10 protein-coding genes and 2 riboswitches are annotated in these 16,088 nt (G+C 66.9%); of the genes, 6 read left to right on the forward strand and 4 right to left on the reverse strand.

Annotation, left to right across the window (positions count from 1 at the left end; all coding sequences use genetic code 11):
- The first annotated feature begins 92 nt into the window (after nt 1-92).
- Nucleotides 93-293 (forward strand): hypothetical protein, encoded by a 201-nt coding sequence (locus YWC_RS0110570; RefSeq protein ID WP_036207070.1) that lies wholly within the window; start codon nt 93-95, stop codon nt 291-293.
- Between the two features lie 77 nt (nt 294-370).
- Here the strand turns inward: YWC_RS0110570 and YWC_RS0110575 are convergent, their stop codons facing one another.
- Nucleotides 371-931: an ATP-dependent Clp protease proteolytic subunit gene (locus tag YWC_RS0110575; protein WP_027865338.1), complete on the reverse strand. Its 561-nt coding sequence runs from the start codon at nt 929-931 to the stop codon at nt 371-373.
- A gap of 167 nt (nt 932-1,098) precedes the next feature.
- Nucleotides 1,099-1,184: riboswitch (glycine riboswitch) on the forward strand.
- Nucleotides 1,185-1,203: 19 nt separating this feature from the next.
- Nucleotides 1,204-1,303, forward strand: a riboswitch (glycine riboswitch).
- A gap of 46 nt (nt 1,304-1,349) precedes the next feature.
- Here YWC_RS0110575 and gcvT point away from each other — a divergent pair.
- From gcvT to gcvP, 3 genes are all read left to right on the forward strand, one after another.
- Nucleotides 1,350-2,480, forward strand: a complete 1,131-nt coding sequence (gcvT, locus tag YWC_RS0110580; RefSeq protein WP_027865339.1) for a glycine cleavage system aminomethyltransferase GcvT — start codon at nt 1,350-1,352, stop codon at nt 2,478-2,480.
- 59 nt (nt 2,481-2,539) lie between these two features.
- The gene (gene gcvH / locus YWC_RS0110585) at nt 2,540-2,920 is read left to right on the forward strand and encodes a glycine cleavage system protein GcvH (protein WP_027865340.1); all 381 of its coding nucleotides are present in this window, start codon (nt 2,540-2,542) and stop codon (nt 2,918-2,920) included.
- A 117-nt stretch (nt 2,921-3,037) separates the two neighbouring features.
- On the forward strand, nt 3,038-5,917 hold the full coding sequence (gene gcvP / locus YWC_RS0110590; protein WP_027865341.1) for an aminomethyl-transferring glycine dehydrogenase: 2,880 nt from the start codon (nt 3,038-3,040) through the stop codon (nt 5,915-5,917).
- 10 nt (nt 5,918-5,927) lie between these two features.
- On the opposite strand, the gene YWC_RS0110595 is transcribed toward gcvP, so the two are convergent.
- Nucleotides 5,928-7,610, reverse strand: coding sequence for a methyl-accepting chemotaxis protein (locus tag YWC_RS0110595; protein ID WP_027865342.1), 1,683 nt, complete (start codon nt 7,608-7,610; stop codon nt 5,928-5,930).
- A 295-nt stretch (nt 7,611-7,905) separates the two neighbouring features.
- Between YWC_RS0110595 and YWC_RS0110600 the strand changes: the two genes are divergently transcribed.
- Together YWC_RS0110600 and YWC_RS32040 are read left to right on the forward strand one after the other, a co-directional pair.
- Nucleotides 7,906-8,607, forward strand: a complete 702-nt coding sequence (locus tag YWC_RS0110600; protein ID WP_027865343.1) for an outer membrane beta-barrel protein — start codon at nt 7,906-7,908, stop codon at nt 8,605-8,607.
- Nucleotides 8,608-9,022: 415 nt separating this feature from the next.
- A complete protein-coding gene (locus YWC_RS32040) occupies nt 9,023-9,619 on the forward strand; it encodes a DUF3108 domain-containing protein (RefSeq protein ID WP_027865344.1) in 597 nt (198 codons plus the stop codon).
- 27 nt (nt 9,620-9,646) lie between these two features.
- Here the strand turns inward: YWC_RS32040 and YWC_RS0110610 are convergent, their stop codons facing one another.
- Together YWC_RS0110610 and YWC_RS0110615 are read right to left on the reverse strand one after the other, a co-directional pair.
- Entirely contained in the window at nt 9,647-11,320 is a 1,674-nt protein-coding gene (locus tag YWC_RS0110610; protein ID WP_027865345.1) for a peptide chain release factor 3, read from the reverse strand.
- An 86-nt stretch (nt 11,321-11,406) separates the two neighbouring features.
- Nucleotides 11,407-16,080, reverse strand: a complete 4,674-nt coding sequence (locus YWC_RS0110615; protein ID WP_027865346.1) for a pilus assembly protein — start codon at nt 16,078-16,080, stop codon at nt 11,407-11,409.
- Nucleotides 16,081-16,088 lie beyond the last annotated feature (8 nt).

Genomic DNA, 16,088 nt, shown 5'->3' on the forward strand with positions numbered 1-16,088 from the left:
ACGAAACGCATGATGGCTCGACCGGAAATGCTGCGGTAAGGTTCCACAGCTCGGCATGCAAGACACTTTCCCCACATTGAAAGGAAATGATCATGGCTCAAGGTAAGTCGAAGCAAGGCGGCAGCTCGCAGCAGCACGCCGAAGCAGGCCGCCAGGGCGGCAGCAAGCAATCGGGTTCCGGCTCGGGCTCGCGCTCGGGCGGCAGCGCCGGCAGCGGCGGCACCCGCGGCGGCACCCCGGAGCAGCACGCCGAAGCCGGCCGTCAAAGCCACAAGAACGACAAGAAGCGCTGATCGCGCGGCAGGCCCGGCCTGCCCACGACCAGGATTGTCGCCAGCCCGTCGCAGCCGCGATGGGCTTTTTTACGGCATCAGATATTGCGCAGCATGCCCCCCTTGGGCGGACGGAAGTCCCGGATGTCGTTGACCAGCCCCGCGGTCTTGGCATCGCGCGAGTTCAGGTGCAGGTCGGAGTACTGGTGGATGGCCCACTGCTCCGGCGTCAGCTCGATGCATTTGCGCAGGATCGACTCGGTACGCGCGTCGTCGGCGCGCAGGCCTTCGACGATGATGTTCAGCGCATCCGGCCGCGAACCGGGCGAGGCGGTCGCATGCGACTTGTGCACCATGAAGCGCGCCGTCTCGCTGCAATAGCGCTCGTCGCCGGACAAGTAGAGGATCACCGCGATCGAGGCCACCGCCCCGCCGTTGTACATGACGAACTTGATGGGCGAATTCGCCAGGAAGTTGTACAGGCACAGGCCATCGCTGACATAGCCGCCGTTCGACTGCACCAGGACATGGGCCGTCTCGATGCCGTCCTCGGTCATCATCGACACCGCTTCGAACACACGGTGCACCATGTCGCTGTTGACGTCGCCCGACAGCGTGAACCAGGCTTCCTTGACCTTTTGTGCTTTGTCTTCGCTCATAGTTTTTCCCACTGCAAAGTGTGTGGGATAAGTGTAGCAAAACACGCCCGCAGGTCCGGCCATCGGGTGCACCAATAGTGCGCAGCAATTCTTTTTGGCAAGCGCCAATTCCCCCTATGAAAGGGCCCTCCTCGGTTGACACCGCATCAATGCTGGCATATCCTCCACAGTCTTGACCGGGAGAGCGCAGAATCAGCTGCCGCCGAAGGGGCACTACCCACAAACTCTCAGGCAAAAGGACTGGTCAGGGAACGGCAGCGCGAGGCGCGGCCGGCTCACACTCTGGAGAGCGGCCCCGCCAACACGGGGCCCACCGAAGGGGCAGGCGGCGCATGCCGCTATCTCTCAGGTACCAAGGACAGAGGGGATACAGGCACCCGCGTGGGTGCGCGCCCCCTATTCACTGCCCGAGGATTCCATGACGCTCAAAGCGACCCCGCTCAATTCCGCACACCGCTCCCTCGGAGCCAAGATGGTCGACTTCGGCGGCTGGGACATGCCGGTCAACTACGGCTCCCAGATCGAAGAGCACAACGCCGTCCGCACCGACGCCGGCATGTTCGACGTCTCGCACATGTGCGTCGTGGACCTGAAAGGCGCCAATGTGCGCGCCTTCCTGCGCGGCCTGCTGGCCAACAACGTCGACAAGCTCCAGGTTCCCGGCAAGGCGCTCTACTCCTGCATGCTCAATCCCGAAGGCGGCGTGATCGACGACCTGATCGTCTATTACTTCAGCGAAGACTGGTTCCGCCTGGTCGTCAACGCCGGCACCGCCGAGAAGGACGTGGCCTGGATCTCGCAACAGAACGAGGCCACCGGCTCCGGCGTGACCGTCACCCAGCGCCGCGACCCCAGTGAAGAAAATCGTGATCCGATCGCCCTGGTCGCCGTGCAGGGCCCGAATGCCCGTGTCAAGGTCTGGCAGGTGCTGCCCGAGACCCAGGCCGCGTCCGAAGCCCTGAAGCCATTCAACGTCGTGATCGTCCCCGGCACTGCGTTCGGCGAAGCGATGGTGGCGCGCACCGGCTACACCGGCGAAGACGGCTTCGAGATCGGCGTGCCGGCCTCGCAGGTCGAAGCGCTGTGGAATGCCCTGAAGGACGCCGGCGTCAAGCCGGCCGGCCTGGGCGCGCGCGACACCCTGCGCCTGGAAGCGGGCATGAACCTGTACGGCCAGGACATGGACGACAATATCAATCCGCTCGACGCCGGCCTTGGCTGGACCATCGACCTGGTCTCGGAACGCGACTTCATCGGCAAGGCCGCCCTGCAGGCCAAGGGCCAGCAGGCCAACTTCGTCGGCCTGATCCTGCGCGAGAAAGGCGGCATCCTGCGCGCCCACCAGAAGGTCGTCGCCGCTTCCGGCAATGCCGGCGAAATCACCAGCGGCACCTTCAGCCCGAGCATGCAGCAGGCGATCGCCCTGGCGCGCGTGCCGCTGGACGTGGCCGTGGGCGACACCGTGCACGTGGAAATCCGCGACAAGAAACTGGCTGCCAGTGTGGTGAAACTGCCGTTCGTTCGCAACGGCAAGGTCCTCGCAGTCTGAGCAACAAGAATAACCAGAACAACTTTATACTACCGCCTCACCCTCTACTGGAGCCTTACATGAACATCCCAACCGACCTGAAATACACCGAGTCCCACGAGTGGGTGCGCCGCGAGGCCGACGGCAGCCTGACCGTCGGCATCACTGAATACGCGCAGGACGCACTGGGCGACATCGTGTTCGTCGAACTGCCGCAGGTCGGCAAGGCATTCACCGCCGGCGACGACGCCGCGGTGGTCGAGTCGGTCAAGGCCGCCAGCGACATCTACGCCCCGGTCTCGGGCACCGTCACCGCCGTGAACCAGTCGGTCGCCGACGCGCCGGACTCGATCAACCAGGATGCCTACGGCGCCTGGCTGTTCAAGCTGGCCCCGAGCGACGCCGGCGCGGTCGACAAGCTGCTGGATGCCGACGCCTACGGCAAGACCACCGGCAACTAATATGATGTACGGGTGCGCCTTCGGGCGCACCTTTTGTTTCACGGATCCGTCCCGATCTACCCGATCTCCTTCACAGCGGCGCCCGATCCCCGCGCCCGATCTCTCCAGACTCTGACCATGACCCGCACCAGCCTCACTCAACTCGAAGCGCGCGATTCCTTCATCCCGCGCCACATCGGCCCGTCCGACTCCGAACAGGCAGCCATGCTGTCGACCCTGGGCTACGCCTCGCGCGCCGCCCTGATCGACGCCGTCGTGCCCGCGAACATCCGCCGCCAGGACACGATGGACCTGGGCCAGTTCGTCGAACCGCGCAGCGAAGAAGAAGCGCTGGCGACCCTGAAGGCGCTGGCAAGCAAGAACAAGGTCATGAAGTCGATGATCGGCCAGGGCTACTACGGCACCCACACCCCGAAGGTCATCCTGCGCAACATCTTCGAGAACCCGGCCTGGTACACCGCCTACACCCCATACCAGCCTGAGATCTCGCAAGGCCGCCTGGAAGCGATCCTGAACTTCCAGCAGATGATCACGGACCTGACCGGCATGGGCATCGCCAACTCGTCGATGCTGGACGAAGGCACCGCCGCCGCCGAAGCCATGACCCTGCTGCAGCGCGTCGGCAAGTCGGCCTCCAAGGTGTTCTACGTGGCCGACGACGTGCTGCCGCAGACCCTGGAAGTGGTGCGCACCCGCGCCGAGCCGATCGGCGTCGAAGTACGCGTGATCGCCGCCGGCGAGATCGAGAAGCTCGAAGAGACCTGCTTCGGCGTGCTGCTGCAGTACCCGGGCGTGAACGGCGAAGTGCGCGACTACCGCGCCGCCGTGGAACACCTGCATGCCGCCGGCGCGATGGTCGTCGTGGCCGCCGACCTGCTGGCCCTGACGATGCTGGAAGCACCGGGCGCCTGGGGTGCCGACGTAGTCGTCGGCAACAGCCAGCGCTTCGGCGTGCCGCTCGGTTTCGGCGGCCCGCACGCCGGCTACCTGGCCACCCGCGACGAATACAAGCGCTCCATGGCCGGCCGCCTGGTCGGCGTGACGGTCGACGCCCAGGGCAACCAGGCCTACCGCCTGGCGCTGCAGACCCGCGAACAGCACATCCGCCGCGAGAAGGCGACCTCGAACATCTGTACCGCCCAGGTGCTGCTGGCCGTGATGGCCGGCATGTACGCGGTCTACCACGGCCCGCAGGGCTTGAAGCAGATCGCCACCCGCGTGCATCGCCAGACCGCGATCCTGGCCGCCGGCCTGAAGCAAGTCGGCGCCGAAGTGCTCAACACGACCTGGTTCGACACCCTGACCGTCAAGGGCGACGCGCAAGCACTGCACGCCGCCGCCGAAGCGGCCGGCATCAACCTGCGCCGCATCGACGACGGCCACGTCGGCATCTCGCTGGACGAAACCACCACGCGCGAGGACCTGTCCGCCCTGTTCGCCATCTTCGGCAACGGCAAGACCGTGGACATCGACGCGCTGGATGCGGACGTCCAGGACGCCTACCCGGCCGAACTGGCCCGTACCACCGAATACCTGACCCACCCGACCTTCCACCGCTACCACGCCGAGCACGAGATGCTGCGCTACCTGCGCTCGCTGGCGGACAAGGACCTGGCGCTGGACCGCACCATGATCCCGCTGGGTTCCTGCACCATGAAGCTGAACGCGACCTCGGAGATGATCCCGGTCACCTGGCCGGAATTCTCGAACATCCACCCGTTCGCACCTGATGACCAGACCGTCGGCTACCGCGAGATGATCGCCCAGCTGGAAGCGATGCTGTGCGCCGCCACCGGCTACGCCGCGATCTCGCTGCAGCCGAACGCCGGCTCGCAGGGCGAGTACGCGGGCCTGCTCGTCATCCAGAAGTACCACCAGTCGCGCGGCGAAGGCCACCGCAACATCTGCCTGATCCCGTCCTCGGCGCACGGCACCAACCCGGCATCGGCCAGCATGGTCGGCATGAAGGTCGTGGTCACCGCCTGCGACGAGAACGGCAACGTCGACCTGGCCGACCTGAAGGCCAAGGCCGAGCAGTACAGCAAGGACCTGGCCTGCGTCATGGTCACCTACCCGTCGACCCACGGCGTGTTCGAGGAAGGCATCCGCGAACTGTGCGAGATCGTGCACCAGCACGGCGGCCAGGTCTACGTGGACGGCGCCAACATGAACGCGATGGTCGGCGTGGCCGCGCCGGGCGCCTTCGGGGGCGACGTCAGCCACCTGAACCTGCACAAGACCTTCTGCATCCCGCACGGCGGCGGCGGCCCAGGCGTCGGCCCGATCGGCGTCGGCGCCCACCTGGCACCGTTCCTGCCGAACCAGTTGTCGACCGGCTACGTGCGCAACGAAGCCGGCATCGGCGCGGTGAGCGCAGCCGCCTACGGCTCGGCGTCGATCCTGCCGATCTCGTGGATGTACATCGCGATGATGGGCGCGTCGGGCCTGACCGCCGCGACCGAAGTGGCGATCCTGAACGCCAACTACATCGCGCGCCGCCTGGCGCCGCACTACCCGGTGCTGTACACCGGCCACGACGGCCTGGTCGCGCACGAGTGCATCATCGACCTGCGTCCGCTGCAGGACAAGACCGGCATCTCGAACGAAGACGTGGCCAAGCGCCTGATGGACTTCGGCTTCCACGCCCCGACCATGAGCTTCCCGGTGCCGGGCACCCTCATGATCGAGCCGACCGAGTCGGAGTCGAAGGCCGAGCTGGATGGCTTCATCGAGGCGATGATCACCATCCACGCCGAGATCGTGAAGGTCGAGCGCGGCGAGTACGACAAGATGGACAACCCGCTCAAGGGCGCCCCGCACACCGCCGAGGTGGTGACGGCCGACGAATGGGCCCACACCTACTCGCGCGAAGTGGCGGCCTTCCCGGTGGCCTCGCTGCGCAAGAAGAAGTACTGGCCGCCGGTCGGCCGCGCGGACAACGTCTACGGCGACCGTAACCTGTTCTGCGGTTGCGCGCCGATCAGCGATTATGAATAAACGCTGAGCTTCACTTGCGGCTCGACGCGAGCCGCAAGTGCGAACGCTCGTGACGACGGCGCTCCCTGGGAAGATCCCGGGGGGCGCCGTTTTCCATTGGTGGCGGCGCCATGCTCTCCGGCTGTGGCGCCGGCGCCTGTTCCGGCTCGTCGAGGCGGAAGGCCGCCACGCTGCGCGACAGCGCCAGCGCCTGCATCTGCAGGGTGCGCGCGGCTGCCGCCGCTTCCTCGACCAGCGCGCAGTTCTGCTGGGTCACCTCGTCCATCCGCACGATCGCCTGGTTGACCTCGGCCAGGCTGCCGGCCTGGCCGGCGCTGGCGCTGCCGATCCGCCCCAGCACGTCTTCCATCTCGCGCGCCGCACCGAGCGCGTCCTCGACGCCGGCGCCGGCCTGGGCGGCCCAGGCCGCGCAGCCTTCGATCTCGGCCACCGAGCGCGCCGCCAGTTCGCGCACTTCGCGGGCGGCGCCGGCCGCACGCTGGGCCAGCGCCCGCACCTCGTTGGCCGCGTCGGCAAACTCGTGGTCCTGGGTCCCGTTGCGGGCCGCGCTGAGGGCCGCGTTCAACGCCAGCGTCCCGGCTTCGCTGGCAAACGCATCGATCGCCGCCGCCACCTCGGCCGCCCGGGCGGCGCCGTCCTTCACCCGCGCCAGGGTGGCCGCCATGCGCTCGACGCCCTGCCCGCCTTCGCGCGCACCGGACGATGCCGACTGCGCCAGCCGGTTGGCCGCCAGCGCATTGGTGGCGGTGACGGTCACGGTTTCGGCCAGCTGCTGCATGCTGGCGGCCGTGTCTTCCAGCGAGCGGCTGCGAAATACGGCGCGGCTGTGCAGGCTCAGGTTGCCAAGGCTGAGGTCGCGCGAGGCGCTGCCGATCGTGCGCGCCGACTCCAGCACGGTGCGCAGGGTGCCGTTCAGGTTGCGGATACCGGCGTCGAGCGCGCGCGAGGTTTCGCCGATCTCGTCCTCGCCATAGACCCGTTCGCCGATCGTCAGGTCGCCGCTCGCCAGGCCCAGCGCCGCCGCGCCGATGCCGCGGATTTGCTGCAGCAGCGCGCGCCGCACCGCCACCGTGATGGCGAGCGACACCCCGACCGCCAGCAGGACCACGAAGGGCATCAGGGCGGCCGTGAGCCGGAAGTCGGCGGCGGCGGCAACGGACGCCTGTTCGGACAGCTCGCGTTCGAGCGTGGCCAGCATGCCCATGCGCTCCACCAGCTTCGAGAACGCAGCCTCGGGCTTGATCATGGCATTCGCGCCGATGGTCTGGTCGGCGTGCGCCAGCTCGACCACCTCGCGCGCCGCCCGCACGTACAAGCGGTGCGCCTGGGCTGCCTGCTCGACGTGGCGCCGCTCGGCGCTGTCGCCGGTGCGCTGCATCAGCTCGCCGAAAGCGCGCTCGATCGCGCCGTGCTGGCGGTGGATGTCGGCGATCAAGACGTCGATGCGGGCGCGCGAGAAGCTGCTGCCGAGCCAGGTGAGCAGCTTGTAGGTGTCGGCATGGACGCGCTGGGCCTGGGCCACCAGCTCGGTGGCGCTGCGCATCTGCACCGCGCGCGGACCGACGATGGACTGCAGCGACTGGTGCTGCTTCACCATCGCATAGTAGGCGGCGCTCGAGAGCAGGACCAGCAGCATCAGGACGACGCCGGGTGCGAGCAGCAGCTTGGGGCCGATTTTCAGTCGCGACAGCATGGCTCAGCCGCGGCGCGAAGAAAGCCCGGCACGGGAAGGAGTCGAGTGTGGCTGCATGATGCCTCCCTGAGAATGGCGCGGATCTTTTGTTTAATTTCCTGAACGCATTCAACGAATCTACGCGCTTCAATCTGGTGCCGGTTTGCGGTCGCTCAGATCGTCCGCCATCTTCGCCGCCGAACCAACAGGCATATGTATTGTGAAACAATCACTTACTAATTTGATATAGTTGCTCCTGCTGCACGTTGTATCCTTCCGCTCGACCTGAACAAGCACGTCACGAAAAGGAACACGCATGAACGCCAAGCGCATCGTTTTTGCAGCGGCACTCCTCGCCATCGGCAGCGCGCAGGCGCAGCTGGTCGATGCACCGTCCTCATCCCTGTCGGCCGAGACGGGCGGACGCTTCGGCCCGCTGGCCGAGGGTTTCAAACGCTACCAGCCCCTCTACGGCGGCAACGAGGCCGCCAACCCCAATGACCGCCTGTTCAAGGCCCAGGGATTCCGTACCGATCCCAGGCTGGTGCTCGGCTATGCGTTCAACCAGTACCTCGCGCTGGAGGCCGGCTATTCCCACCTGGACGACCGCGGTTTCCACAAGCCGAACCCCTTCAATGCCAGGGAGATGGCGATCGATGAAGCGCTCGGTGCGGGCGTGCTCGGCGCCAGGAGCTACACCACGTACCTGGCTGCGAAGATCACGGTGCCGGTCAATGAGCGCTTGACCGCTTACGGCAAGCTGGGCGTCGCCCAGAGCGTGGTGAAGAACGACGGTTTCGTGACGCCGCAGATGGCCGAAGCCCATGCCGGCGGAAAATCCACCACGGCCTTCGGAAGCGAGACCGGCACTGGCGCCTACGGCGCGCTGGGCGCGAAGTACAAGCTGAACGACAAGGCCACGCTCAAGGGCGAGGTGATCATGAATGGCAGCGCCGACAAGTTCCGCAGCAATTCGAACGCCACCGGCTTGCGCGGCAGCGTCGGGTTCGGGTTCTGATTCGCGGATACCGGCAAGCACCCCGCGCGGTTACACTAGCGGGATGAACAGCGGGACGAACAACAGGACGCGACTGGTCCTTTTCCTGGACAGGCATGGGCGTCTGCTGGCCCTGTGCAGTCTGTCCCTGTTATTGCACGCCATGCTCATCGCCTGGCTCGATGTCCGCATTGCACCGCCCCCGACAGACGACCCGCCCGGCCTGGCGATCAGGCTTGCACGGGCACTGCCCGCGCCGCCTGCCCCCGCGGCGCCGATTCCAGCGCCCGCCGCCGCGCCCGTTCTTCCCGAGGAGACTGCGCCGCCCGCTCCCGTCGAGCATGTAGCGCCGCCCACGCCGTCCGCGCAAGGCTCGCCCGCCGCCACGCCACAGGGAGGCGAGCTACGCCAAACGCCCAGCCGCTACCGGGTCGCCATGCCGCCCAGCGTTACCCTCCGCTACGAAGTGCGCGGCTCGTCCGGACCGGCAAGGGAAGCGCTGCTGCGCTGGGAAACCGACGGCGTGGAGTATCGCATGGCGCTGGACGGCATCCTGGGGGAAATCGAGAGCGAAGGCGGCACCGACGATGCCGGTATTGCCCCCCGGCGCGCCAGCTATCGCCTCGGCGCCGGAAGCGCGTCCGTGGGATTCGAACGCGAGCGGCGCGCCATCGTGTTCGAGAGCGTGATGCGCAGCGACCAGGACATGCCGGGCAGCCAGGACGGCGCGACGCTGCTGATGCAGCTGGCGGGCATCGGGCTGGCCGATCCGGACCAGCTGCAGGAGGCGGTGGACATCTATGTCGGGCGTGCGGAAGGCGCCGCGGTCGAGCGCTTCGAAGTACTGGGCCGGGAGCGCCTGGCGACACCCTTGGGCAGCCTGGAAACCATCCGGCTGGCGCGGGCCGCCGGGCCGCGCCTTGAAATCTGGCTGGCCCCGGAACGTGGCTGGCTGCCGGTGCAGCTGCGTACGAACGCGCCGGACGGCAGCACGCGTACGCAGGTGGTGCAGGCCATCACGGCGGGACCCTGAGTCCTGGCCGGCCGTGATGGCCGGGCTTTACGCCAGCTTGGCCGCGTGCTCGCGGGTGGCGTGGAAGGTCAGCTTCGGCCAGCGTTCCTGGGTCAGGCGCAGGTTGACGCCCGAGGTGGCGAGGAAGGCCAGGTTGCCGGCCGCGTCGACCGCGACCTGGTGGCCGAGCTGGTTCTCGAAGTCGGACAAGGCCTTCTTGTCCTCGCTCGACACCCAGCGCGCGCTCGAGATGCTGCTGCTCTCGAACACCGCATCCACGCCGTATTCGTTCAGCAGGCGGCTCGCCACGACCTCGAACTGCAGCACGCCGACCGCGCCCAGGATCAGGTCCGAACCGAGCAGCGGCTTGAACACCTGCACCGCGCCCTCTTCGCCCAGCTGCTGCAGGCCCTTGTGGAGCTGCTTCACCTTGAGCGGATTGCGGATGCGCACCGTGCGGAACAGATCCGGGGCGAAATACGGGATGCCGGTGAAGGTCAGCAGCTCGCCTTCCGAGAAGCTGTCGCCGATCTGCATGTTGCCGTGGTTCGGCAGGCCGATGATGTCGCCGGCATAGGCTTCTTCGACCTGCTCGCGGCTGGAGGCCATGAAGGTTACCACCGACGACAGCTTGACTTCGCGTCCCAGGCGCAGGTGCTTGACCTTCATGCCCTTCTCGAAACGGCCCGAGCACACGCGCAGGAACGCAATGCGGTCGCGGTGGGCCGGGTCCATGTTGGCCTGGATCTTGAAGACGAAGCCCGAGAACTTCGGCTCGGTCGGCTCGACCGCGCGCACGGTGGCGTCGCGTTCGCGCGGCGCCGGGGCCCAGTCGACCAGCGCCGACAGGATCTCGCGCACGCCGAAGTTGTTGATCGCGGAACCGAAGAACACCGGTGTCTGCACGCCCGACAGGAAACGCTCGATATCGAACACGTGCGAGGCGCCGTGCACCAGCTCCACTTCCATCTTGAGCTGTTCGATCTCGAGCGGGAACATCTCGGCCAGCTTCGGGTTGTCGATGCCCTTGACGATCTCGAAGGCGCCGTCGGCCTTTTCCTCGCCGGCCTTGAACAGCATGATCTCGTCGCGCAGCAGGTGGTACACGCCGCGGAAATTCTTGCCCATGCCGATCGGCCAGGTCACCGGCGCGCACTCGATCTTCAGCACCGATTCCACTTCATCGAGCAGCTCGAGCGGGTCGCGGGTTTCGCGGTCGAGCTTGTTCATGAAGGTGACGATCGGGGTGGCGCGCATGCGGCAGACGTCGAGCAGCTTGATGGTCTGCTCTTCCACGCCCTTGGCCGCGTCGATCACCATCAGGGCCGAGTCGACCGCGGTCAGCACGCGGTAGGTGTCTTCCGAGAAGTCCTGGTGGCCCGGGGTGTCGAGCAGGTTGATGACGTGCTCGCGGAATTCGAACTGCATCACCGAGGACGCGACCGAGATGCCGCGCTGCTTCTCGATGTCCATCCAGTCCGAGGTCGCATGGCGGCCGCTCTTGCGGCCCTTGACGGTGCCGGCCATCTGGATCGCGCCCGAGAACAGCAGCAGCTTCTCGGTCAGCGTGGTTTTACCCGCGTCGGGGTGGGAAATGATGCCGAAGGTACGGCGGCGCGCGACTTCGCGCGCGATCAGGCCGGACTGGCGGCTGGAGGTACTGCTGCTGTCGTCGGCGCCGGCGGCGCTGTCGTCGGCGGTGAATTCGGTATCGTTGGCCATAGTCGAGCCCTGCAAAGTGGCCCTTGGTAAGAAAACCCTCGATTTTACCGATTCTCGCCGCCTCCGTGTGAAGATTCCTCGGCTTCCTACTCCCGCACCCGGCGCCAGCCCGTACGCCGGGTCGGCATGGTCACGGCCGGATTGTGGTCCTTGGTGACGGTCTTGCCGTCGGCAGTGGTCGCGATGGTCTTGGTCTCGCCGTTCGGCAGGCCGATGTTGATGAAGCCCACCACCGCCGAGTTGTTCGACAGCGTCGAGCCGGCGATCGCGATTCCCTGGCGGTTCGGATTGGACGGGTCGGACGTGTCTTCCCCGTTCGGGTCCTCCCCGTTGGGGTCGTCGATGCTGCGTACCGGCTTGCCGGTGCACAGGTCGAGCTCATAGATATTGCTGGTGCCGCCCACCGAACAGGCCGACGAGGAACTCGGCAGGTTGGTCACGGCGGTCAGGGTGCCCAGCACGATCTTCGGGTCGAGGTTGACACGCTCGCCGGTATTGCGGTCGAAGTCCACATACCAGCCAGCCTGCGTATTCAAGTTCACCTCCGGGCCTGCGATCGTATAGGCGTCGCCGCCTGCGCCCGCGATCTTGGTCAGCGACTGCTTCGCCATCAGGTCGCTGCGCCACTGCGCGGCCTCGATCGGCGCGCCGCTGTCCTTCAGCACGTAGGCCGACTGCACAGTGGTGCTGGCCACGTCGGTGATGTCGAGCAGGCGGCCGGTGCCGAACGCCACCATGCGCTGGGACTGCGGCACCACGGCCCCGCTGTCGTTCGCCACGTCGACCCGGCACAGCGCCACGTCCGGGCGGGTCGTGATTGGCTGGCCGGGGCCGGCGTCGCCCATCTTCAGCGTGCGCACGGTGCCGGGGCTGGTGAAGTCGAAGCGCCACATCTGGCCAAGGTTGTCGCCGCCGTACACGTAGGTCACCAGGGGGTCGGTGCTCGGATTGGCCGTGATCGCGGTGATCTTGGCCAGGCCGGACGGCGTGGCGGTGCTGCCGGAACCGGTCGAGATCCGGTCCAGTACCTGGCCGGTGGCGACATCGACCACGAACAGGAAACCCTTTCCGCTGCCGCCGGCGACGCCGTCCACGCCCGGGATATTGTTGTAGCCCGAGGTCAGGAATACCACCCAGCGTTCGGCGCCGCTGGCGTTCTTCCAAGTGCCGAATTGCGGATTGCCGAAGGACAGGCCGATTTCCGCGTCGTGGTTGATGCCGCTGCAGATGCTGGCGTCGGCGCACAGTTCCCACAGCGCGCGCGGCTCCGCGGGATCGGTCACGTCGAGGGCATAGTAGCCGCGCCCGCCCGCGTTCAGGCCGGCGACCAGCACCGTGCGCCATTCGCCGCCGATCTGCACGTCGCCCACTTCCGGCGAGCCGTCCACGGTGTACTGGTGGTTGGTGCCGTAATTGATGCTGGCTTGTACGTGCAGCTTCTTCATCGTGATGCGCGGCACGTAGGCCCACAGTTCTTCGCCGCTGGCGGCGTCGAAAGCGTGCAGCATGCCGTCGTTGGCGGCGGCGAACACGGTGCCGGGGCGCGTGGAATGCTCGACCTTGAAGTCGTTGTAGCCGGCTCGCTGGTAGCTCTTGCGCGGGTCGCGGCTGAAGGCCGGCTTGGCCGAGGCGATATCGCCCAGCACGATCGGCACGATGGTGGCGCCGTCGGCCGCGGCCTCGGTATGCGAATAGGCGCGCAGCACGGTGTCGTCCGCATGGCGCTGCTGGCCGCGCAGCCAGTTCACGATGTTGGCGCCGCCGTTGACGATGGCGCGGTTGTCGCTCGACAGGTTGGCGCACTGCGCCAGCGCGCCGCACTTATTATCGAACCAGCCGCGTTCCAGGTCATTCATCTCGGCATACTCGAAGTTCTTGAGGCCGCCGCCCTCGGTGTCGAGCATCAGGATGCGCCGGGTGTCGCTGGACGCGGACACCTTGCGCCCCAGGAGCATGGACGAATTCCACACGTCGCTGTTGCCGACCACGCCGGTGACCGTGTCGATCTTGCGCTTGGTGAGCTGGCCATACCATTTCACCGTGGTGAAGGTGGCCGAGAAGATGTCGTTGTCGAACTGCGAGATGTTCGGCGTCGAAGTCGCCGACGCTGCGGCCGCGCCGACCTTGACCTCGATGTTGGCAAGCGCCTCGCGCAGGCCGTCGACCACCTGGCGCGGGTCTGACGCCGAGAAGTACTTGCCATGGCCATTGATGGCCGCGTGCCACAGGTCGTCGACGCGCGACTGGTAAGCCGCCGAGCCGCTGTTGTCCGAGGTCTTCGGGTCCGGCCAGACATAGGCGCCGCCGCCGTTCCAGGGGCAGCCGCTGGTCACGCCGGTGATCAGCTTGTAGAAGTCGCCGCCTACCGCGGCCGCCGTGTCGTAGTTCGGCTCGTAGGTCATGATGCCGTCCACGCCCAGGCCGAGCGTATAGGTCTTCATGTGCAGGCGGGTGTTCTCGCCCGGCGCGGCCGGCACCAGGCCCGGCTTGCTCCAGTCTTCGAGGGTCGAACGCAGCGAGCTCACCGCGGTGTTCGAACCGCCGTTGTACCAGTACAGCGCGATGTCGGCGAGCGAGTTCGCGCTCTGCGCGCTCGGGTCGACGCAGCCTTTCGAGCGCAGGCAGAAACGCGCAGCGCTCTCGCGGTTGTCGTTGTTCACCACGTCGGCGGCGGGGTTGCCGTTCCAGTAACCGTCGGTCGTCACGAACGTGAAGTTCTGCTGGCAGGGAAACTGCACCACTTCCGATCCCCGCGCGTAGTTGTAGGGCGACTGGTTCGCATACATCTTGCCGATCGCATGCAAGGCCTGGCGCACCGGGGTGGAGCCGCTCGGCGTCATCCCGTACAGCGAGGTATACCAGGCGCTGCGGTTGCTCCCCGAGAACGGCCGGGGGCGGGTCATGCCGCCTTCGGCAGCCGCGGTGGACAGCGACACCAGGCCGACGTTGTAGTTGTCGGTGATCGGCTGGAACGCCTGGCCCACCGCGGTCTTCATCATCTGGTTACGGGTCTTGTAGTAGGCGTACCAGTTGGCGAAGTTGGTCATCTCCTCCGCGTAGGTGCAGGCCGCGCCGGCGCAATCGCTGCGTCCCGGGGCTTTCGGATAGCTGTCGCGGGTCGACACGATATCGGTACGCACGAACACCGACGCGCCCAGCTCGGTCGCGCTGGCCGGGATGCCGTCGCTGACGGAGGCGGTGGTGGAGAACCGCAGGTAGGGATCGCGGGTGGTGCCGTTGTTGCTGAGCGAGCCGAGCGTGATGTTGCGTCCCTCGGAGTCGGGCGCCGTGTTGACCAGGCAGACCGCGGTATTCGGCGCGGCCGCGCAGATCGCTCCGCTGCCGCTGGCCCCACCCACATAGGCGCGCACCGTGCCCCTGGTGCCGATCTTGTCGCGAATCGCGGCCGCCACTGCGGCGGCGCCGATGTTCCTGTTGAAACTCAGGTTGCTGCTGAACAGGCCGACGCCGCCAAGGCTGACCTGGGACAGCACCTGGTTCTTGCTGGAGTTGGTGCTGCCCGAGACATACAGCAGCGCGGTCGTCGAGCTGCCGGTCGAGATCGACAGCTCGGTGCCGCCGCGGCTCCCGTCCGAGGCCAGCGTGCACGGCCCGACCGACTTGCTGGTGGAACCCACCGGACAGGTGATCGGCACCACCGCCACCACATTGGTGGTGTCGAGATTGATGCCGAAGGTCGAGCAGGCCGGCACGCCGCCGCCGGTCGGGGTCCTGACGCAGGCGGTGAACGGCTGGGCCAGGCCGGTCTTGGCGATGATCGACGCGGCCAGCGCGTTCGCGGCAGCCTGCTGCCTGGCTGCGGTATTGGTGCCGCTGCTGGCGGTGACCGCCGTGTTCGTGATCACGAAGCTGCCGGCACTGCTGGTCGCCGTGACGCTGTTGAGCGTCATCGCATTGCTGCTGCTCGAAGCGCCGATGGTGATGGTGCCGTACCACTCCGCGGGCCGGCCCGGGTCGGAAAAACGCGGATACTTGAAATTGCCGACGTATTTGGCCTGGCAGTTGGTCAGCGCGCGCGTGTCGCACCAGCGCACCCGGGCCGGCGCCGGATAACCGACGGGGGCGGCCGCGTTCACCGCCGTGCTGCGGCAGTTGGTCAGGCTGGCGTCGGTGCAGTACTCGGCGACGTTGATCAGGTAGTAGTAGGGATTGGCCGTGAAGCCCTGCGCGCTGTAGCGCTCGTCGCTCGGGAAGCTGTAGCCGTTGCGGTTATAGCTGCAGTTGCCGCTGCCGTCGCACCAGCGCAGGTCGGGGAAGCCCGTCACCAGGTTGGTATTGTCGACGCCGTTGCCCGACATGTCGACGTTATTGACGTTGAAGCCGTCGGTCGTGACCCGGGTCCAGTTGCTGGTGGCCGCGGCCGTCATGCTGGCATAGCTGCTGCCGTCGGCCTTGACCGGCGGGCTGTAGCTCACCCGCGGGTCGTAGTACTGGCGGTTGAAGTCCGGGCTGGCAAACGGCGGATCGCCGATGCGGCAGCCGCGCGTGCCGCCGGACAGCGTCGCACGCGAGCGGCAGGTGCTGCTGTCGTCGACATAATCGGGCGTGAAATTGCTGCTCATCGAACCCGAGTTATCGTACAGCAGCATCAGGTTCGGCTTGACCGTGCCGCTGCCGGTGATGTTCAGCAAGGGCAGCTGGGCGATGGCGGTCGGCTCGGCGCGGGCCGGCGCTAGCTGCAGCGCCATGGCAAACAGCGCAAGGACGCCGAGGACAGGACGGAAAGTCGGGAGGTTCATACGCATTG

The organism is Massilia alkalitolerans DSM 17462, from assembly GCF_000427785.1.
GTDB classification, from domain to species: Bacteria; Pseudomonadota; Gammaproteobacteria; order Burkholderiales; family Burkholderiaceae_D; genus Telluria; species Telluria alkalitolerans.